The organism is Kitasatospora sp. NPDC088783 (assembly GCF_044750705.1).
Taxonomy (GTDB): domain Bacteria; phylum Actinomycetota; class Actinomycetes; order Streptomycetales; family Streptomycetaceae; genus Kitasatospora; species Kitasatospora fiedleri.
On the sequence record NZ_JBIVKJ010000006.1, the window covers coordinates 396823 to 414904 of the forward strand.

At 74.4% G+C, this 18082-nt stretch carries 19 protein-coding genes and 1 riboswitch; of the genes, 7 read left to right on the forward strand and 12 right to left on the reverse strand.

Annotated elements, in window-relative coordinates:
- Positions 1–61: 61 nt before the first annotated feature.
- The 3 genes from ACIP60_RS19925 to ACIP60_RS19935 form a co-directional block, all read right to left on the reverse strand.
- Positions 62–670 carry an amidase family protein gene (locus ACIP60_RS19925; protein WP_400686195.1) on the reverse strand — a complete coding sequence of 203 codons (609 nt, stop codon included), beginning with the start codon at positions 668–670 and terminating at the stop codon, positions 62–64.
- A gap of 156 nt (positions 671–826) precedes the next feature.
- Positions 827–2440 carry an amidohydrolase gene (locus ACIP60_RS19930; protein WP_400686197.1) on the reverse strand — a complete coding sequence of 538 codons (1614 nt, stop codon included), beginning with the start codon at positions 2438–2440 and terminating at the stop codon, positions 827–829.
- 42 nt (positions 2441–2482) lie between these two features.
- A complete protein-coding gene (locus ACIP60_RS19935) occupies positions 2483–2923 on the reverse strand; it encodes an Lrp/AsnC family transcriptional regulator (protein ID WP_176185772.1) in 441 nt (146 codons plus the stop codon).
- Between the two features lie 209 nt (positions 2924–3132).
- Between ACIP60_RS19935 and ACIP60_RS19940 the strand changes: the two genes are divergently transcribed.
- The 4 genes from ACIP60_RS19940 (at position 3133) to ACIP60_RS19955 (ending at position 7193) form a co-directional block, all read left to right on the forward strand.
- The gene (locus ACIP60_RS19940; RefSeq protein ID WP_111552575.1) at positions 3133–3534 is read left to right on the forward strand and encodes a hypothetical protein; all 402 of its coding nucleotides are present in this window, start codon (positions 3133–3135) and stop codon (positions 3532–3534) included.
- A gap of 149 nt (positions 3535–3683) precedes the next feature.
- Entirely contained in the window at positions 3684–4325 is a 642-nt protein-coding gene (locus tag ACIP60_RS19945; RefSeq protein ID WP_400686201.1) for a uridine kinase, read from the forward strand.
- Positions 4326–4641: 316 nt separating this feature from the next.
- Entirely contained in the window at positions 4642–6474 is a 1833-nt protein-coding gene (locus tag ACIP60_RS19950; RefSeq protein WP_400686391.1) for an AAA family ATPase, read from the forward strand.
- The gene (locus tag ACIP60_RS19955; RefSeq protein WP_400686203.1) at positions 6471–7193 is read left to right on the forward strand and encodes a DUF4230 domain-containing protein; all 723 of its coding nucleotides are present in this window, start codon (positions 6471–6473) and stop codon (positions 7191–7193) included. Before ACIP60_RS19950 ends, ACIP60_RS19955 begins: the two co-directional genes overlap by 4 nt.
- 63 nt (positions 7194–7256) lie before the next feature.
- Here ACIP60_RS19955 and ACIP60_RS19960 read toward each other — a convergent pair whose 3' ends face one another.
- From ACIP60_RS19960 to ACIP60_RS20000, 9 genes are all read right to left on the reverse strand, one after another.
- Positions 7257–8306, reverse strand: coding sequence for a hemolysin family protein (locus ACIP60_RS19960; RefSeq protein WP_100835149.1), 1050 nt, complete (start codon positions 8304–8306; stop codon positions 7257–7259).
- The gene (locus tag ACIP60_RS19965) at positions 8303–9646 is read right to left on the reverse strand and encodes a hemolysin family protein (protein ID WP_400686205.1); all 1344 of its coding nucleotides are present in this window, start codon (positions 9644–9646) and stop codon (positions 8303–8305) included. The genes ACIP60_RS19960 and ACIP60_RS19965 overlap by 4 nt, the downstream gene beginning before the upstream one ends.
- A 311-nt stretch (positions 9647–9957) precedes the next feature.
- On the reverse strand, positions 9958–10416 hold the full coding sequence (locus tag ACIP60_RS19970) for a PH domain-containing protein (RefSeq protein WP_400686208.1): 459 nt from the start codon (positions 10414–10416) through the stop codon (positions 9958–9960).
- A gap of 53 nt (positions 10417–10469) precedes the next feature.
- Positions 10470–11318, reverse strand: a complete 849-nt coding sequence (gene hisG / locus ACIP60_RS19975) for an ATP phosphoribosyltransferase (RefSeq protein WP_400686211.1) — start codon at positions 11316–11318, stop codon at positions 10470–10472.
- Between the two features lie 89 nt (positions 11319–11407).
- Complete coding sequence (locus ACIP60_RS19980; protein ID WP_111552569.1) at positions 11408–11680, reverse strand: phosphoribosyl-ATP diphosphatase; 273 nt, start codon at positions 11678–11680, stop codon at positions 11408–11410.
- Positions 11681–11799: 119 nt separating this feature from the next.
- Complete coding sequence (gene ribH / locus ACIP60_RS19985) at positions 11800–12294, reverse strand: 6,7-dimethyl-8-ribityllumazine synthase (RefSeq protein ID WP_100835154.1); 495 nt, start codon at positions 12292–12294, stop codon at positions 11800–11802.
- Positions 12295–12439: 145 nt separating this feature from the next.
- A complete protein-coding gene (locus ACIP60_RS19990; RefSeq protein ID WP_400686215.1) occupies positions 12440–13753 on the reverse strand; it encodes a bifunctional 3,4-dihydroxy-2-butanone-4-phosphate synthase/GTP cyclohydrolase II in 1314 nt (437 codons plus the stop codon).
- A complete protein-coding gene (locus tag ACIP60_RS19995; protein WP_199528022.1) occupies positions 13750–14331 on the reverse strand; it encodes a nicotinamide mononucleotide transporter family protein in 582 nt (193 codons plus the stop codon). Before ACIP60_RS19995 ends, ACIP60_RS19990 begins: the two co-directional genes overlap by 4 nt.
- A gap of 56 nt (positions 14332–14387) precedes the next feature.
- Positions 14388–15047, reverse strand: coding sequence for a riboflavin synthase (locus ACIP60_RS20000; RefSeq protein ID WP_400686218.1), 660 nt, complete (start codon positions 15045–15047; stop codon positions 14388–14390).
- A gap of 183 nt (positions 15048–15230) precedes the next feature.
- Positions 15231–15358, reverse strand: a riboswitch (FMN riboswitch).
- Between the two features lie 149 nt (positions 15359–15507).
- Between ACIP60_RS20000 and ACIP60_RS20005 the strand changes: the two genes are divergently transcribed.
- The 3 genes from ACIP60_RS20005 to ACIP60_RS20015 all read left to right on the forward strand — a co-directional run bounded on the left by ACIP60_RS20005 (position 15508) and on the right by ACIP60_RS20015 (position 18078).
- Entirely contained in the window at positions 15508–15756 is a 249-nt protein-coding gene (locus tag ACIP60_RS20005; protein WP_400686220.1) for an SCO4226 family nickel-binding protein, read from the forward strand.
- Positions 15757–15836: 80 nt separating this feature from the next.
- Positions 15837–16475 carry an MSMEG_1061 family FMN-dependent PPOX-type flavoprotein gene (locus ACIP60_RS20010; RefSeq protein WP_400686222.1) on the forward strand — a complete coding sequence of 213 codons (639 nt, stop codon included), beginning with the start codon at positions 15837–15839 and terminating at the stop codon, positions 16473–16475.
- Positions 16476–16689: 214 nt separating this feature from the next.
- On the forward strand, positions 16690–18078 hold the full coding sequence (locus tag ACIP60_RS20015) for an FAD-dependent oxidoreductase (RefSeq protein WP_400686224.1): 1389 nt from the start codon (positions 16690–16692) through the stop codon (positions 18076–18078).
- Positions 18079–18082: the final 4 nt, after the last annotated feature.

The following is an 18082-nucleotide window of genomic DNA, read 5'->3' on the forward strand; positions in this document are numbered from 1 at the left end:
GTCCGACGTCCCAGGAAAGGTACCTCACTCCCCCGGCCGCCCCCGCGCGGCCGACGGCCCGTCAGCGGCCGACCGGCGGGCGGCGTCCGGACCAGGGCAGCGGCTCCTCCGGGGTGCGGGCGACCTGGAGCAGCAGGTCCTCGCGCCAGGGGGCGGCGACCAGCTGGACGCCCACCGGCAGGCCGGTGGCCGGGTCCCGGTGCAGCGGCAGCGGGAGCGCGGGCTGGCCGGTGACGTTGGACAGCGAGGTGAACCCGCCCCTCGGGTAGGAGTCGCGGAGCGCGGCCGCCGGGTCCTCGGCGGCCGCGGCCCGCCAGGCGCCGATCCGCGGCGGCAGGCAGGCCATGGTGGGGGTGACCAGCAGGTCGAACCCGGCCAGGAAGCCCTCCACCAGGGCGCGGGAGAGCCGCTGGGCGCGCTGCACGGCCTGCGCGTAGGCCCAGGAGTCGACGGCGTGCGCGGCGTCCCGCAGGGCCCGGTCGTGCGGTTCGACCCGGTCCGGGTCGGTGAGCGGGACGCCGGCCGCACCGGTGTTCCAGACGGTGGTGAACGCGCCCACCAGCTCCTCGGTCGGCGGCAGCGCGGTGTCGACCACGCGGTGCCCGGCGGCCTCCAGGGCGTGCAGCGCCCGGTGGACGACCGTCCGGCAGACCGGGTCGACGGCGACCACCAGCTGCCCGGGTCGGGCCGGGCCGGCACGTCCAGGGCGGCGGCGGTGTCCGCCACGGTGCGGCTGACCACCCCGCTTGCGGCCAGGGCCTCCCTTGCGGATCTTGTCGGATCGGCGCGCGGCGTCGGGCGCCCGGCAGGATCGGCCGGACCGGTCCTACGCGGTGCGGCGGTGGACGGTGCGGCCGCGGACGACGGTGCGCAGGCAGGTGGGGAGGGGGTGGCCGGGGGTGAGGTCGGGCAGGCCCGGGGTGCCGGAGCGGGGGTCGGTGGACCAGCCGGCGATGCGGGTGTCGGGGGCCTGTACGACCAGGTCGGCGGTGTCCCAGACGGCGTAGGAGGCGATCGCGCCGGGGACGAGGACGCCGTCGGCGTCGTGGCCGAGGGCGCGGTGGCCGCCGCGGGTGTGGGCGGTGAAGGCGGCGCGGACCGAGATCCGGTGCTCGGGGGTGCGGTGGAAGGCGGCGGCCCGGACGGTGCCCCAGGGGTCGAGCGGGGTGACGGGGGCGTCGGAGCCGAAGGCCAGCGGGAGGCCGGTGCGCAGCATCGCGGCGAAGGGGTTGAGGGCGGCGGCCCGCTCCGCGCCGAGGCGTTCGGCGTACATGCCGTCGGGGCCGCCCCAGGCGGCGTCGAAGGCGGGCTGGACGGAGGCGGTGAGGCCGAGTTCGGCGAACGCGGCGAGCGTCTCGTAGGTCAGGGCCTCGGCGTGCTCGACCCGGTGGCGGGCGGCCTTGACCCGGTCGAGGCCGAGCTTGTCGGCGGCGGCGCGCACGCCCGCCACGACGGCGCCGATCGCGGCGTCGCCGATGGCGTGGAAGCCGGCCTGGAGGCCGGCCTCGGTGCAGGCGGTGACGTGGTCGGCGATCTCGGCGGCGGTGAGGTAGGCGACGCCGGTGTGCGGGGCGTCGGTGTAGGGGTCGTGCAGGCAGGCGGTGTGCGAGCCGAGCGCGCCGTCGACGAACAGGTCGCCGCCGGCGCCGACCGCGCCGAGCCGCCGGGCGGTCTCGATGCCCTCGGGGCCGAGTTCGCCCCAGTAGCCGTAGACCTCGGGGCCGTCGGTCTCGGCGGCGAGGGCGAGCAGGGCGGCGAGGTCCTCGGCGGAGGAGATCTGCGGTCCGGCGCACTCGTGCAGGGTGCCGATGCCGAGTTCGGCGGCGCGGCGCAGGGTGGCGTGCTGGGCGGCGCGGCGCTGGGCGGGGGTGAGGTGGGCGAGGGCGGCCTGCCGGACGGCGTGGTGGGCGTCGCGGGTGAGCGGGCCGTCGGGGTGGTGGCCGGGGAGCGCGTCCAGGCCGGGCACCAGGGCGCGCAGCGCGGTGGTGGCGAGGGCGGAGTGGACGTCGGTGCGGGAGAGGTAGAGCGGCACGGGGCCGGCGGCGGCGTCGAGTTCGGCCAGCGCGGGGGCGCGGTGCTCGGGCCAGCGGGTCTCGTCCCAGCCGTGGCCGATCAGGGCGCCGCAGGTGCAGGAGGCGGCGAACGCGGCGATCCGCTCCAGCGCCTCGGCGAGCGAGGCGCAGTCGGTGAGGTCGAGGCCGGTGAGCGCGAGGCCGGTGGAGGTGGCGTGCACGTGGGCGTCGACGAAGGCGGGGGTGACCAGGGCGCCGTCCAGTTCGACGATCTCGTCGACGGTGTCGGCGTACGCCTCGGCGGCTCCGTCGCTGCCGACCCAGGCGACGTGTTGCCCCTCGACCAGCATGGCGGTGGCGAAGGGGTCGGCGGGGCTGTAGACGTTGCCGCCGCGCAGCAGCACGGTCCGGTCGGTGCGTTCGGTCATGGCGTCCAGTCTCGCACCGCGGACAGCGCGCCCCCGACCGGGTCAGAGCTTGGGCGGGCGGGCCTCGTACGGGGTGGACAGCACGACGGTGGTGCGGGTGGAGACGCCCGCGGCGGAGCGGATCCGGGCCAGCAGGTCCTCCAGGTCGCCGGGGCCGGGGACGCGGACCTTGAGGATGTAGTTCTCGTCGCCGGCGACGCTGTGGCAGGCCTCGATCTCGGGCAGGCCGACGAGCCGCTCGGGGGTGTCGTCGGGCGCGCTGGGGTCGAAGGGCTTGACCGAGATGAACGCGGTGAGCGCCAGGTCGACCGCCTCGGGGTCGACGATCGCGGTGTAGCCGCGGATGACGCCGCGCTGTTCGAGGCGGCGCACCCGCTGGTGCACGGCCGAGGTGGACAGGCCGGTGGCCTTGCCCAGGTCGGTGTAGCTCATCCGTCCGTCCTGGAGCAGCAGCTGGACGATGCGCTGGTCGAGTTCCTCCACAAGGCGTCAACCTACTCGATCGCGGGCGGGCTGTGCAGACAGCTCGCTGGGGGGCGCATCCGGGGGGCACATGCCAACGGAATGTGGCGAGGAACACAAGGAATGCATCACCGTGCGCCGGAGTGCAGGGTTATGACGTGCCGTCACTGGGAAGTGCTGCTGGTGGCCCGGACGACGAGAGGTTCCGGCCCGATCCGAGGGGGATCACGATGCCTTCCACCGACCAGCGTTCCGACGTCGAGGACGAACCCGGCGCGCTCGAGGCGCCCTTCGGGGCGGACTCGGGCGCGGCCGACACCTGGGAGAGCTTCCGGGTGCACTGCCCGGAGTGCGACCGCCCGATCGCGTTGATCGGGGACGAGGAGCGCCTGCCCCAGCACGCGGTGCTGACCTCCGCGTGGAACCCCTTCCAGCCGGCCATCTGCCCCGGCACCGGCCTGCCGACGGCCGAGCTGCCCGAGTGCGAGGAGCCGCCGCGGTCGGACGGCCCGGACAACCTGGTGGCGCTGCCGTCCGCGCTGGACTGGCGCACCCAGCCGTTCTCGCACGCCGGGGCGCACCGCCCGGTGCGGGCGCTGGTGCCCGCGCAGCGCGACCGCCGCGCGGCCTGACGGCCGCGGCCCGCAGAGCCGGGCCGGCCCGGCCGGTCCGACGTCCCGGCGAGGGTGCCGCCCGCGGCGCCCTCCGGGATCACCCCCCGCCCCTGACGTCCTGACGCGCGGAGCCCGGCGTCCGGCCCGGTCCGCGTACCCTTGGCCGGATGGACGCCGCCCTCCCCGCCCCGCCCGCGGAGCTGTCCGTACCGGCCGCGGCCGCGGCCCTGCTCGCGCTGCCGCCCTCGCTGGGCCCGGTGCGGCTGGTCGCGGTGGACGGGCACGCGGGCTCCGGCAAGACCACGTTCACCGGCCGGCTGGCCGCCGCGCTCGGCGGCGCCCCGGTGGTGCACCTGGACGACCTGGCCACGCACGAGGAGCCGTTCGGCTGGACGGAGCGGCTGCGCGCGGGCGTGCTGGAGCCGCTGGCGCGCGGGGTCGCGGGCCGGCACCCGGTGTACGACTGGACGGCGCGGGCCTTCACCGCCGAGCGGGCGGTGCCGGTGGCGCCGGTGGTGCTGCTGGAGGGGGTGGGCGCGGGCCGGCGGGAGGTGCGCCCGCACCTGGCGGCGCTGCTGTGGATGGAGCTCGATCCGGCCGCGGCGCGGGCCCGCGGGCAGCTGCGGGACGGGCCGGAACTGGCCGAGTTCTGGGCGGGTTGGTCGCGTGCGGAGGACGCGCACTTCGCGGCGGACCCGAGCCGCCCGCACGCGGCGCTGCGGGTCGACGGGGTCACCGGGCGGATCTCCGGGAGCACCCTGAGTGAACCGGGCGGACCGGTCTTGACCTGCGACATCATCAGGATTTAAGTTCTGCGTGTCGCGGAAATCAGTTGAATCCGCAACCACAGACACGGCGCCTCCGGCTTGTTCCCCCGTGAGCCGGAGGCGTCGTCCTGCCCTCCTCCCCGGCCCGCCGCCCCCGCCGGGATGCGATCGTCTCGCGCCATTCGAGCCGCGCGGCACCCTTCCGGATCAGCGCCGCGCCGGTACCATGCCACGCAGGCGCGCAGAGGAGCGCCCCGAGGTCTGGCGGGGGGCGTCAGTGACGGTGGAGAGTTCCGGCGGCGAGGGTCCCGCCGCGGCGGGTCCCGACCCGGACGCCGACCGCGCCTGGTCGCGGGCCATGGACGCCTACACGGCCGGTTCGTACGCCCGCGCGGAGGAGGAGTTCCGCGCCGCGGTCTACGTCGACCCCGGCATGGCGGACGCCTGGCTCGGGCTGCACGCGCTGCGCAGCGACACCGCGGGCGCGCTGCTGGCGATGCACCGGCACCGCGACCGCTTCGGCGAGCAGCGCGAGCGCCACCGCCGTCCGCTCAGCTCCTGGTACTGGCTGGGCTGGTGGGTGCAGCCGGTGCTGGAGACCCCGCAGGACCTGGCGCTGGCGCACGCCTCGCACTGGCTGGACGGCCGCCACCTGGCCGAGCTGGAGCAGGCGCTGACGGACTGCCCGTCGCCGGAGCGGGACCCCGCGGTGCGCTTCCTGCACGCCTGCCGCTCCTACCTGCTCAAGGACTGGGAGCAGCTGATCCGGGACACCGACCGCCTGCTGGACGACCCGGTGCTGGGCATCGAGGCGGGCCTGTTCGCGGGCATGGCCCGGGTCCGGCTGGACATGTGCGCGCAGGCCCAGCGCCCGCTGGCGGCCTCGCTGGCGCGCTGCCGCTCCGAGCAGCCGCAGCGCAAGGAGCTGCGCTACTGGCTGGCCCGGGCGTACGAGGGCGCGGGGCGCAGCGCGGCGGCGCTGCCGCTGTACCGGGCGGTGCACCGGGCGGACCCGGCGTTCATGGACACCGCGCAGCGGCTGGCGGCGATCGCGGCCGAGGACGGGCTGCTGGACGGCGAGGCGTTCGGCGAGTACCGGGGCGCGGCGGGGCCGGCCGGGGCGCTGGAGGAGCTGGAGCCGGTGGAGTTCCGCGGCGGGTCCGGCGGGGTGAGCGAGGAGGCGTGCGAGGAGGACGGCGCCCCGGGCGCGGCCGAGCCGGGCCGGGCCCAGCTGGCCGAACGGGCCTCGGGCTCCTCGCCGTTGACGCCGCGGCTGGGCAACTGGCCGATGGCGCAGGCGATCCCGCCGGTCGGTCCGAACCCGGCGCCGGCCGCCCGGCTGGAGCTGGACCAGGCGCTGGCCGAGCTGGAGGCGATGGTCGGCCTGGACCCGGTCAAGCGCCAGGTGCGGGCGCTGTCCGCGCAGTTGCGGATGGCCCGGCTGCGCGCGGACCGGGGGCTGCCGGTGCAGCCGCCCAAGCGGCACTTCGTGTTCTCCGGGCCGTCGGGCACCGGCAAGACCTCGGTGGCGCGCATCCTCGGCCGGGTCTTCCACGCCCTCGGGCTGCTCTCCGGCGACCACCTGGTGGAGGCCCAACGGGCTGACCTGGTGGGCGAGTTCCTCGGTCAGACGGCGGTGAAGGCGAACGAGCTGATCGACTCGGCGCTGGACGGCGTGCTGTTCATAGACGAGGCGTACTCGCTGGCCAACTCCGGCTACAGCAAGGGCGACGCGTACGGCGACGAGGCGCTGCAGGTGTTGCTCAAGCGGGCCGAGGACAACCGGGACCGATTGGTCATCATCCTTGCGGGGTACCCGGACGGCATGAATCGACTACTGGCAACGAACCCGGGCCTGAACTCCAGGTTCACCACCCGGGTCGACTTCCCGTCCTACCGCCCCGCCGAACTGGCCGACATCGGCCTGAAGTTGGCCCAGGCCGACGGCGACGGCTGGGACGTGGACGCGGCCGAGGAACTGACCTCGATCTGCGGACACGTGGTCGCCGAGGGCTGGATCGACCAGCTCGGCAACGGCCGCTTCATCCGCACCCTGTACGAGAAGTCCTGCGCCTACCGGGACCTGCGGCTCTCCGGGCAGCGCGGCGTGCCCTCCCGGGAGGATCTGGCGACCCTGCGGCTGCCGGACCTGCTGCAGGCGTACGGCGAGCTGATCGACGACCGCCAGTGAAGGGCGTCCGGGAGGAGCGCGCCGGCCGGGAGGACGACGAGGACCCGGCGCCGAGAGCGGAACGCGTACGGACGGCCGGGCCCCGCCGGGTGCCCTGGTACGTCTCCCTGCCGGTCACGCTGGCCGTGATCCTGGCCCTGTTCCTGGGGCTCGGGCAGCTGGGCTGGCTGCCGGGCCTGCCGAACCCGTTCGCCGAGAAGAGCGTGGACCGCAGCCAGCCCGCGGTGCTCAAGTCGGTGCAGAACATGAGCCGCTACAACGCGGCCACCGGCAACTTCCAGGTCATCGTGGACCTCGCCAACGAGGCCAAGTTCCTGCCGTCGGCGATCCTCGGCACCCGCAGCCTGTACGTGGGCGCGGGCACCGTCGGCGCCTACGTGGACCTGGGCAAGCTCGGGCCGGACTCGGTGAAGGTCTCCGACGACCGGCGCACCGCGTCCATCACCATCCCGCACGCGCAGCTCGCGGACGCGGCGCTGGACGTCAAGCACTCCTACATGTACTCGCAGGAGCGCGGCCTGTTCGACCGGCTCGGCGACCTGTTCTCGTCCAGCACCTCCGACGACCAGCACAAGGTGGAGCTGCTGGCCGTGGAGAAGATCGACAAGGCGGCGAAGGACACCGAGCTGACCGCGACCGCGGAGAACAACACCAAGGCGATGCTGTCGGGCCTGCTGGGCTCGCTGGGCTTCACCTCGGTCACGGTCACCGTGGCGTAGCACCGCCCCGCACCCCCGGGCCCCCGTTCCTCCGGCCGCGCGGCCGGAGGAACGGGGGCCGTCTCAGCGCTGGGCGGCGGCGGGCGGGCGGTGGTCGGGGTCGTGGACCTCGCCGACCAGCTCCTCCAGGACGTCCTCCAGGGCGACCAGGCCGAGCTGGCGGCCGTCCGGGTCGACCACGGCGGCCAGGTGGGCGGCGGCCCGGCGCATCGCGGCGAGCGCGTCGTCCAGCGGCAGGCCGGCCCGCAGCACGGTGATCGGCCGCCACAGCCGCTCGGGGATCGGCGCGGCCAGGTCGTCGGCCTCCAGCGAGTCCTTCAGGTGCAGGTAGCCGAGGACGGCACCGTGCTCGTCGGCGACCGGGAAGCGGGAGAAGCCGGTCCGCACGGCGAGGCGCTGGATCTCCTCGCCGGTGACCTCGCGGCCGACGGTGACCAGCTGCTCGGGGTCGAGCAGCACCTCGGTGACCGGGCGGCTGCCCATCTCCAGGGCGTCCTCCAGGCGTTCGCGGCGGCTGTCGTCGAGGAACCCGGCCTCGCCGGAGTCGGTGAGCATCAGCAGCAGCTGCTCGCTGGTGGCCACCGAGTCGACCTCGTCCTTGGGCTCGACCCGGAACAGCCGCAGCACGCCGTTGGCGAAGGCGTTCAGGAAGGCGATGAACGGGGCCAGCCAGCGGGCCAGCCGGTCCAGCGGCGGGCCGAGCAGCAGCGCGGCCCGCTCCGGCCCGGCCAGGGCGAGGTTCTTCGGCACCATCTCGCCGATCACCATGTGCAGGAACACCACGATGCTCAGCGCGATGGCGTAGCTCAGCGGGTGCATCGCCGACTCGGGCACGCCGAGCGCGTGGAAGGCGGGCTCCAGCAGGTGCGCGATGGTCGGTTCGGCGAGCGCGCCGAGCAGCAGCGAGCAGACGGTGATGCCGAGCTGGGCGGCGGCCAGCATCGCGGAGACGTTGGACAGCGCGTGCAGCACGGTGCGGGCGCGCTTGTCGCCGGCCTCGGCGAGCGGCTCGATCTGGCTGCGGCGCACCGAGATGACGGCGAACTCGGCGCCGACGAAGAAGGCGTTGCCGAGCAGCAGGAGCAACGAGAAGGCGAGTTGCAGGGCGCTCATCGGTGGTTGTCCCGGTCCTCGTCGTCGTTCTCGTCCTCGTGCACCCGGCGGACCTCGACCCGGCTGGTGCGGTGCCGGTCGACGGCGGTCACGGTCAGCTCCCAGCCGGGCAGGTGGGCGCGCTCGCCGACGGCGGGGAGCTTGCCGAGCAGGTCGGCGAGCAGGCCGCCGAGCGTCTCGTACGGGCCGTCGGGGGCGTGCAGGCCGATCTTGGCGAGCTGGTCGAGCCGGGCCCGGCCGTCGGCGTCCCAGACCGGCAGGCCGTCCCGCGGGGGGAGCGGGCGCAGGTCGGGGGTGTCGGCGGGGTCGTGCTCGTCCTGGACCTCGCCGACCACCTCCTCGACGATGTCCTCGATGGTGGCGACGCCGGCGGTGCCGCCGTACTCGTCGACCACCACGGCCATCGGCTCGCGACGGCGCAGCAGGTCGAGCAGCCGTTCGGCGGACATCGTCTCGGGGACCAGCAGCGGCGGGGCGCACAGGTGGCGGACCTTGGTGTGGTCGCGCCGCGCGGCGGGGACCGCGAGGGCGTCCTTGAGCGTGACGGTGCCGGTGACCTCGTCCAGGCTCTCGGCGTACACCGGGAAGCGGCTCAGCCCGGTGGCCCGGGTCAGGTTGAGCACGTCGGTCGCGGTGGCGTCCTGCTGGAGGGCGGCGACGTCGATCCGCGGGGTCATCACGGACTCGGCGGTCAGCTCGCCCAGGCCCAGGGTGCGGACGAACAGCGTCGCGGACTCCTCGTCCATGACGCCGGCCTGGTACGAGTGCCGGGCCAGCGCGACGAGTTCGTCGGCGGTGCGGGCGTGGCCGAGCTCCTCCTGGGGCTCGACGCCGAAGGCCCGGACGATCCGGTCGGCGGAGCCGTTGAGGAAGGCGATCAACGGCCGGCAGGCGGCGGAGAACGCGCGCTGCGGAGCGGCCACGGCGTAGGCGACCCGGATCGGGCGGGAGATCGCCCAGTTCTTCGGGACGAGTTCGCCGATCACCATCTGGATCACGGTGGCCAGCACCAGGCCGACGGCCACCGCGGTGCCGCGGGCCGCCGAGTCGGGCAGGCCGACGGCGGTGAACACCGGTTTCAGCAGGACGGACAGCGCCGGTTCGGCGAGCATGCCGACCACCAGCGAGGTGATGGTGATGCCGAGCTGGGCGCCGGAGAGCTGGAAGGACAGCTTGTGCAGGGCCTTGGAGAGCCCCTTGGCCCGCCGGTCGCCGTCGGCCGCGGCGCGTTCCACGGTGCCGCGGTCGGCGGTCACGAACGCGAACTCGGCGGCCACGAACAGGCCGTTGGCGAGGATGAGCAGGAACGCCGCGAGCAGCAGGAGCCAGGCGGTGGTCATCGGGCCGCCCGCCTTCCCCGGCTGGAGACGTGCGCGGCGGCGCGGGTACTACCGGACGGATCGTCCATCGAGGGGAGGTGTCACTCCTCTGGTCGCGGGTGGAAGCGGGCAGCCCGTTTCTCGGGTGGGCTTTGCCGCGGTTTTACCAGCCTAGACGATACCCGAACGCTTCTCCGGGCCGGTCCGCCCCGCCCGTCCGGGGCGTGTCAGGGCCGCCCGTCCGGAGGCGGAGGTGGGCGCGTGCGTCCGGGGCGGAGGCGGGCCGGGCGCGTGCGTCCGGAGGCGGGTCGGGCGCGTGCGTCCGGGGTGGGTCAGGCCCGCTGCTCGCGGCCGGCGCCGCGCTCCTCGACCAGGTCGCGCAGGGCGCGGGCGGCCCGGATGGCCTGCTCCCGGCCGCCGCCGGGCTGGATGCCGACGGCGGCCAGCGCGGTGCCGTCGGCGAGGTCGAGCACCACCCAGGGGTCGCCGGCCCGGAAGTTGACCCGGACCACCTCGGCCCAGGAGAGCCGGCGGCTGCGGACGAAGTTGACCACGGTCAGGCCCTCGGCGTCGGCGACCACCTTGGGGCGGGCCAGCATCAGGCCGACCGCGGCGAACAGCAGGCCGGAGCAGGCCATCATCACCCGGTCGTTGAACTGCCAGCTCTCCGGCAGCACGACGGCGAGCACCGAGAACAGCACCACCAGCACGGCGCACAGCGTGTACAGCACGGCGCGGTTGCGGCGGGGCGCCCAGGTGACGGGCAGGGCGGCGGGTGCGGGGGTGGACACGGGTGGCTCCAGGAGGGGCGGGACCGGGGGTGGCGGCCCCGCCCGGTGGCGGGTCAGATGCGGCAGGCGTGGATGTTGGTGACCAGGATGGCCCGGGCGCCGATCGCCCACAGGTCGTCCATGATCCGCTGGGCCTCCTTGCGGAGCACCATCGAGCGGACCGCGACCCAGCCCTCGGTGTGCAGCGGCGAGACGGTCGGCGACTCCAGGCCCGGGGTGAGGGCGACGGCCTCGCCGACCTTCTCGGCCCGGATGTCGTAGTCCATCAGCACGTAGCGGCGGGCCACCAGCACGCCCTGCAGGCGGCGCAGGAACTGCTCGACCGCGGCGTCCTCGCCGGCCCCCTTGGAGCGGATCACCACCGCGTCGGAGACCAGGATCGGCTCGCCGAACACCTCCAGGCCCGCGTTGCGCAGGCTGGTGCCGGTCTCCACCACGTCGGCGATCACGTCGGCGACGCCCAGGTGCACGGCGGTCTCCACCGCGCCGTCCAGCTTGGTGACGGTGGCCTTCACGCCGTGCTCGGCGAGGTGCTGCTCGACCAGGCCGGTGTACGAGGTGGCGATCCGCAGGCCGTCCAGGTCCCGGACGCCGGAGAGCTCCGCGCCGACCGGCTTGGCGAAGCGGAAGGTCGAGCCGGCGAAGCCGAGCGCCAGCACCTCCTCGGCCTCCGAGGCCGAGTCGAGCAGCAGGTCGCGGCCGGTGATGCCGACGTCCAGCCGGCCGGAGCCGACGTACACCGCGATGTCGCGCGGGCGCAGGAAGAAGAACTCGACCTGGTTGTCCGGGTCGACCAGGACGAGCTCCTTGGCCTCCTTGCGCTGCCGGTAGCCGGCCTCATGGAGCATCTCCGCCGCGGGACCCGAGAGCGAACCCTTGTTGGGGACGGCGATGCGGAGCATGAGTGGCGGACCCTTCGCGTTGGCGAGCAGTGGAGCGATCGGACGGGCGGTGGAACGGGACTGCTGGAGGCACCTGTCGGAGGTGCGCGTCAGAGGTGCTTGTAGACGTCTTCGAGCGTCAGCCCGCGGGCGAGCATCATCACCTGAACGTGGTAGAGGAGCTGCGAGATCTCCTCGGCCGCCTCCTCGGGCGACTGGTACTCGGCGGCCATCCAGACCTCGGCGGCCTCCTCGACGACCTTCTTGCCGATCGCGTGGACGCCCTGCTGGACCAGCTGGGCGGTACGGGAGGACGCGGGGTCGCCGGTGGCGGCCTTCTGCTGGAGCTCGGCGAAGAGCTCCTCGAATGTCTTGGAAGCCATGATGGGCTCACCTTACGGGGTGCGGGCTGACGGACGGTAAACGGTTCCGCACCGTGGACAGTCCGGTGGACGGCGTCCACGGTGCGGGGAACCGCCGTCCGCGGTGCGGAGGGGCGGTGTCAGCTGCGGGGCGCGAGCGCCGCGCGCAGCGCGGCGGCGGTGGCGACGGCGGCGGTGACCGCCTCGTGGCCCTTGTCCTCGGCGGAGCCGGGCAGCCCGGCCCGGTCCAGCGCCTGCTGCTCGGTGTCGCAGGTGAGCACGCCGAAGCCGATCGGGACGCCGGTGTCCACCGAGACCTGGGTCAGGCCGACGGTGGCGGCCTGGCAGACGTAGTCGAAGTGCGGGGTGCCGCCGCGGATCACCACGCCCAGCGCGACCACCGCGTCGTACCCGGCGGCGGCCAGCCGCTTGGCGGCAACCGGCAGCTCGAAGGTGCCCGGGACGCGGACCACGGCCGCGTCGCCGATGCCCAGGTCCTTCAGGGCGCGCCGGGCGCCGTCCAGCAGGCCGTTCATCACCTGCTCGTGCCACTGCGCGGCGATCACCGCGACCCGCAGGTCGGCGCAGTTCTCCAGGCTCTCCGGGGACAGGACGGGGGCTCCGTGGCCGGCCATGTTCGTCTTCCTCTGTTCGTTGCTGGCGGTGGTTCGTTGCTGATGGTGGTGCGGGCGTGCGGTGGTGCGGGCGTGCGGTGGTGCGGGACGTGCGGTGGTGCGGGACGTGCGGTGGTGCGGGCGTGCGGTGGTGCGGGGGCGGCGGCTACTTGCCGTCGTCCTCCTCCAGCCACGGCAGGTCGTGGCCCATCCGGTCGCGCTTGGTGCGCAGGTAGCGCAGGTTGTGCTCGCTCGCGGTGGTGGGCAGCGGGCGGCGGGCGGCGACCTTGAGGCCGTGCTCGGTGAGCGCGGTCTGCTTGGCCGGGTTGTTGCTGAGCAGGGTCAGCGAGCGGACGCCGAGGTCGGTGAGCATCTGGGCGCCGATCGAGTAGTCGCGGGCGTCGGCGGGCAGGCCCTGGTCGAGGTTGGCGTCGACGGTGTCCAGGCCCTGTTCCTGGAGCTGGTAGGCGCGCAGCTTGTGGGCTAGGCCGATGCCGCGGCCCTCGTGGCCGCGCAGGTAGAGCACCACGCCGCGGCCGGCCGCGGCGACGGCGGCCAGCGAGGCGCTCAGCTGGGGGCCGCAGTCGCAGCGCAGCGAGCCGAACACGTCGCCGGTCAGGCACTCGGAGTGCAGCCGGACCAGCACGTCCTCGCCCTCGGGGAGCCGGCCGTCCGCGTCCAGGCCGCCGGCCACCAGGGCCAGGTGCTCGGTGCCGTCGATCGTGCCGCGGTAGCCGACGGCGGTGAACGTGCCGTGCTCGGTGGGCAGTTGGGTGACGGCGGCGCGGTCGACGTGCAGTTCGGTGCGGCGGCGGTAGGCGATCAGGTCCTCGATCGAGATGATCGCCAGGCCGTGTTCGCGGGCGAAGGCGTGCAGTTCGGGCAGCCGGGCCATGGTGCCGTCGTCGTTGACCACCTCGGCGATGCCGCCGGCCGGGGGGAGCCCGGCGAGCCGGGCCAGGTCGACGGCGGCCTCGGTGTGGCCGGGGCGGACCAGCACGCCGCCGTCGACGGCGCGCAGCGGGAAGACGTGGCCGGGGCGGGTGAGGTCGGTGGGCTCGGTGCCGGCGGTGGCGAGCAGCTTGACGGTGCGGGCCCGGTCGGCGGCCGAGATGCCGGTGGAGACGCCGTCGCGGGCGTCGACCGAGACGGCGTACGCGGTGCCCTTGCGGTCCTCGTTGACCCGGGTCATCGGCGGGAGCTCGAGCCGGTCCAGTTCCCCGCCGGTCATCGGGACGCAGATCACGCCGGAGGAGTGCCGGACGGTGAAGGCCAGCAGTTCGGGGGTGGCGGCCGAGGCGGCGAAGACGATGTCGCCCTCGTTCTCGCGGTCCTCGTCGTCGACCACGATCACGGCGCGGCCGAGCGCGATGTCGGCGACGGCGCGCTCGACCGGGTCGAGGGCGAACGGCCCGGTGGCGGGGCCGGGACCGGCGGGCCGGGGGGTGGTGGGCCGGGGGGTGGTGGGCTGGGCGCTCATGCGGCGGCTCCGGTGGGGATCGAGGCGGTGCGGGCCGCCCGGGCCTTCGTCCACCAGCTGGCCAGGCCGGCCACCACCAGGACGAAGTAGATGCTGAAGGTGAGGGCCGAGAAGACGTAGCCGTGGGTGTACGAGTACGGGACGCTGATCAGGTCGACGGCGATCCAGGCGAACCAGAACTCGACCCAGCCGCGGGCCTGGGCGTACATCGCGGCCAGCGTGCCGACGAAGATGTACGCGTCCAGCAGCGGGTTCCAGGACAGCTTCGGGAAGGCGTGGAAGAGCGCGGCGACGGCGGCGGTGCCGGCCGCGGTGGCGACGACCAGCACGGCCCGTTCGCGCCAGTTCGCGAAGCGCACCTCGACCTGGCCGGTGTCGCGGCGGCCCCGGCTCCACTGCGTCCAGCCCCAGACGGCGGCGACGATGACGATCACCTGCTTGCCGATCAGGCCGGGCACCTGCCCGCCGAGGAAGGCGGTGATCAGCACCGCTCCGGCCAGCAGTTGGGCGGGCCAGGTGAGCACCGAGCGGCGCCAGCCGAGGGCCAGGGCGCCGAGCCCGATCAGGTTGCCGGTCATGTCGGCGACCTTCACGTGCTCGCCGAAGGCGGTGAAGGCCAGGTCTCCGAACGCACTCACTTGGAACCCCCCAGGGTGTCGGGCAGGGCACGGGTGTCGAGCAGCCGCTCGACGTACTTGGCGAGCACGTCCACCTCGAGGTTGACGGGGTCGCCGACCGCCTTGGCGCCCAGCGTGGTGAGGGCGAGGGTGGCGGGGATGAGCGAGACGGTGAACGAGTCGAGGGCGGCCTCGACGACGGTGAGGCTCACTCCGTCCACGGTGATCGACCCCTTCTCGACCAGGTAGCGCGAGATCGGCTGCGGCAGGGTGAAACGCAGCACCTCCCAGCGCGGATTCCCGTCCGGGCCGAGGTCGCCGGGCTCGCGGGAGAGCAGCGTCCCGGTGCCGTCGACGTGCCCCTGCACCAGGTGGCCGCCGAGCCGGGCGCCGAGCGCCATCGCCCGTTCCAGGTTGACCCGGGAGCCGGGGCGCAGCACGCCGAGGCTGGAGCGCAGCAGCGTCTCGCGCATCACGTCGGCGCTGAACTCGCCGGGGCGGTCCGCGAGTTGCTCGTTGTCGTCGAGGACGGTCAGACAGACGCCGTTGACCGCGATGGAGTCGCCGTGCCGGGCGTCGGCCGTGACGACCGGACCGCGCAGGCGGATGCGCGAGGATGCGCCGATCTCCTCGATGGAGACGACCTCGCCGAGCTCTTCGATGATGCCGGTGAACACCCGGGTTCTCCTCGCGCTTGGGGCGCGGACTCCGGGGCGGCTCATGGGAGTTGACTGCGGACGGCACGCCGGACGCGGCTCCCCCGGGGCGCCTGGGCTTCCTCGCCGAGGCACGGGTTCGCTGCCGTCCTGCTGCGCACCCCGGCCCTCGGGTGGGCCGCGGTACTGACACGCCTGGTCCGCCGCGCACGCCTCCCATCCGGACTTTAACCGTCGGTCCAGGAATTTCACCTGGTCAACCGCCCGCTGGCTGCGGACGGGTCGCGGACTGTAACCGCCGGTTCGGATTTTCACCGACCCCGGAGTGCGCTGAACGTCACTGGTACTGCACCCACATTCTTGCACGCGCCGGTGGTCCGGCCGCAAGGACGCGTGCTGTGGCCTGGTTCACGCCGGCGGAGCACGGTGGGAGGGAATAGTTCTCCGTACGGAGGACTCCCGACCGAGGAGTTGAGCCGGCATGACGATGTTCATGGACGTCCACCACGGGATGGCCGGCATCACCGCCGACCAGTTGAGGGCCGCGCACGAGGCGGACCTGGCGGCGCAGGGCGAGGAGGGCGTGGAGTTCCGGCAGGCCTGGGCCGACCCGGACTCGGGGACGGTCTACTGCCTGTCCTCCGCCCCGTCCCGGGAGGCCGTGCAGCGCGTGCACGAGCGGACCGGGCACCCGGCGGACGAGGTGCACCCGGTGCCGCTGCACGTCTGACGCCTTCCGGTCCGGGCCGCGCGCGCCGAGTGCCGACGCCGCCCGCCGGGCGCGCGGCGGGCGGGGGTAGCGTCGGGCGGGTGATCTTCGACGCCCTGGCCGCGGACGCGATCCGCGGACCGGCCCGCCTGCGGGCCCTGTACGAGCAGCCGAGCGCGCTGGTGCGGCGCAAGCAGGTGGACCGCCTGCACGAGGCGGACCGCCGGCTGATCGGCTGCTCCTCGCTGGTGTTCGTCGCCACCGCCGACGCGGACGGCAACTGCGACGCCACGCCGCGCGGCGGCCCGCCCGGCTTCGTCGCGGTGCTGGACGAGCACACCCTGGCGATCCCGGACGCCACCGGCAACCGGCGGCTGGACACCCTGCACAACGTCGCCGCCACCGGGAAGGCCGGCCTGCTCTTCGTCGTCCCCGGCCGGGCCGCCACCCTGCGGGTCAACGGGCGGGCCTGCGTGAGCGAGGACCCGGAGCTGCTGGCGCGGCTGACGCCGGTGGGCAAGCCGCCGCGCACCGCGATCGTGGTGGCCGCCGACGAGGTGTACGGGCACTGCCCGAAGGCGCTGCTGCGCTCGTCCGCCTGGCGGCCCGAGCGGTGGCTGCCCGCCGACGCGGCGCCCGGTTCGGCCGAGATCACCCTCTCCCACGTGGGAGATCCGGCGCTCACCCTGGAGCAGGTGGTGGCCGCCGAGGAGGAGTCGCTGCGGCTGCGCTACGAGTGACCCGGGGCCCGCGAGGGGGGTCGCGGGAGGGGGGCCGGGAGGGCTTCGCGGCGGGCTGGTGCATGCTGGGAGGCACGGGATCTCCGCATAGGCGGAACTTTGGGGGGCCATAGCTTCGGCTTATGACGACATAAGCCGGAGCCCGGTACCGGGCGCGCCCGCCGGCCGCGAGGCTGGGCGGTACGCGCCCCGAGTCGAACAGGAGTACCTGCCCATGCCCCGCCCCGTCCGGGTGGCCATCGTCGGTTCCGGCCCCGCCGGGATCTACGCCGCCGACGCGCTGCTGAAGTCCGACCTGGCCGCCGCCCCCGGCGTCTCCATCGACCTGATCGAGCGCCTGCCCGCCCCCTTCGGCCTGATCCGCTACGGCGTCGCCCCCGACCACCCCCGGATCAAGGGCATCATCACCGCCCTGCACCAGGTCCTCGACAAGCCCCAGGTCCGCCTGCTCGGCAACGTCGACTACCCCGGCGACCTCTCGCTCGACGAACTGCACCGCTTCTACGACGCGGTGGTCTTCGCCACCGGCGCCGAGGCCGACCGCGACCTGAACGTCCCCGGCATCGAGCTGGACGGCTCGTACGGCGCGGCCGACTTCGTCTCCTGGTACGACGGCCACCCCGAGGTCCCGCGCGAGTGGCCGCTGGAGGCCGAGCAGGTCGCCGTCCTCGGCGTCGGCAACGTCGCGCTCGACGTGGCCCGCATCCTGGCCAAGACCGCGGACGAGCTGCTGCCCACCGAGATCCCGCCGAACGTGTACGAGGGCCTGGCCGCGAACCGCGCCGTCGAGGTGCACGTGTTCGGGCGGCGCGGGCCCGCGCAGGCCAAGTTCTCCCCGATGGAGCTGCGCGAACTCGACCACTCCCCCACCATCGAGGTCATCGTCGACCCCGAGGACATCGACTACGACGAGGGCTCGATCGCCACCCGGCGCGCCAACAAGCAGGCCGACATGGTCGCCTCCACCCTGGAGAACTGGGCGATCCGCGACGTCGGCGACCGGCCGCACCGCATCCACCTGCACTTCTTCGAGAACCCGGTCGAGGTGCTCGGCGCGGACGGCAAGGTCGTCGCGCTGCGCACCGAGCGCACCGAACTCGACGGCACCGGCAACACGGTGGGCACCGGCACCTTCCGCGACTGGCCGGTCCAGGCCGTCTACCGGGCGGTCGGCTACCGCTCCGACGAACTGCCCAAGCTGCCCTTCGACACCCTGACCGCGACCGTCCCGCACCAGGCCGGCCGGGTCCAGGAGAACGGCGCCCACCTGCCCTCCGTCTACGTCACCGGCTGGGTCAAGCGCGGCCCCGTCGGCCTGATCGGCCACACCAAGGGCGACGCCAACGAGACGGTCGCCTGCCTGGTCGCCGACCACGCGGCGGGCCTGCTGCGGCCCGCCGCCGAACCCGCCGAGGACGCCGTCGTCGGCTTCCTGCGCAGCCGCGGCGTCGACTTCACCACCTGGGAGGGCTGGCAGCACCTCGACGCCCACGAGAAGGCCCTCGGCGCGGCGGAGAACCGCGAGCGGGTCAAGGTCGTCGACCGGGTCGGCATGCTCGACGCCTCCCGCAGCGACCGGGCGGCGGACCGCAACCCGCGGTAGCCGC

Coding starts and splice junctions, on each gene's coding strand:
- ACIP60_RS19930 (WP_400686197.1), bottom strand. CDS start 2,440: ATGACCGAACGCACCGACCGGACCGTGCTGCTGCGCGGCGGCAACGTC.
- ACIP60_RS19940 (WP_111552575.1), top strand. CDS start 3,133: ATGCCTTCCACCGACCAGCGTTCCGACGTCGAGGACGAACCCGGCGCG.
- ACIP60_RS19945 (WP_400686201.1), top strand. CDS start 3,684: ATGGACGCCGCCCTCCCCGCCCCGCCCGCGGAGCTGTCCGTACCGGCC.
- ACIP60_RS19950 (WP_400686391.1), top strand. CDS start 4,642: ATGGACGCCTACACGGCCGGTTCGTACGCCCGCGCGGAGGAGGAGTTC.
- ACIP60_RS19960 (WP_100835149.1), bottom strand. CDS start 8,306: ATGAGCGCCCTGCAACTCGCCTTCTCGTTGCTCCTGCTGCTCGGCAAC.
- ACIP60_RS19965 (WP_400686205.1), bottom strand. CDS start 9,646: ATGACCACCGCCTGGCTCCTGCTGCTCGCGGCGTTCCTGCTCATCCTC.
- hisG (WP_400686211.1), bottom strand. CDS start 11,318: ATGCTCCGCATCGCCGTCCCCAACAAGGGTTCGCTCTCGGGTCCCGCG.
- ACIP60_RS19980 (WP_111552569.1), bottom strand. CDS start 11,680: ATGGCTTCCAAGACATTCGAGGAGCTCTTCGCCGAGCTCCAGCAGAAG.
- ribH (WP_100835154.1), bottom strand. CDS start 12,294: ATGGCCGGCCACGGAGCCCCCGTCCTGTCCCCGGAGAGCCTGGAGAAC.
- ACIP60_RS19990 (WP_400686215.1), bottom strand. CDS start 13,753: ATGAGCGCCCAGCCCACCACCCCCCGGCCCACCACCCCCCGGCCCGCC.
- ACIP60_RS19995 (WP_199528022.1), bottom strand. CDS start 14,331: ATGACCGGCAACCTGATCGGGCTCGGCGCCCTGGCCCTCGGCTGGCGC.
- ACIP60_RS20005 (WP_400686220.1), top strand. CDS start 15,508: ATGACGATGTTCATGGACGTCCACCACGGGATGGCCGGCATCACCGCC.
- ACIP60_RS20015 (WP_400686224.1), top strand. CDS start 16,690: ATGCCCCGCCCCGTCCGGGTGGCCATCGTCGGTTCCGGCCCCGCCGGG.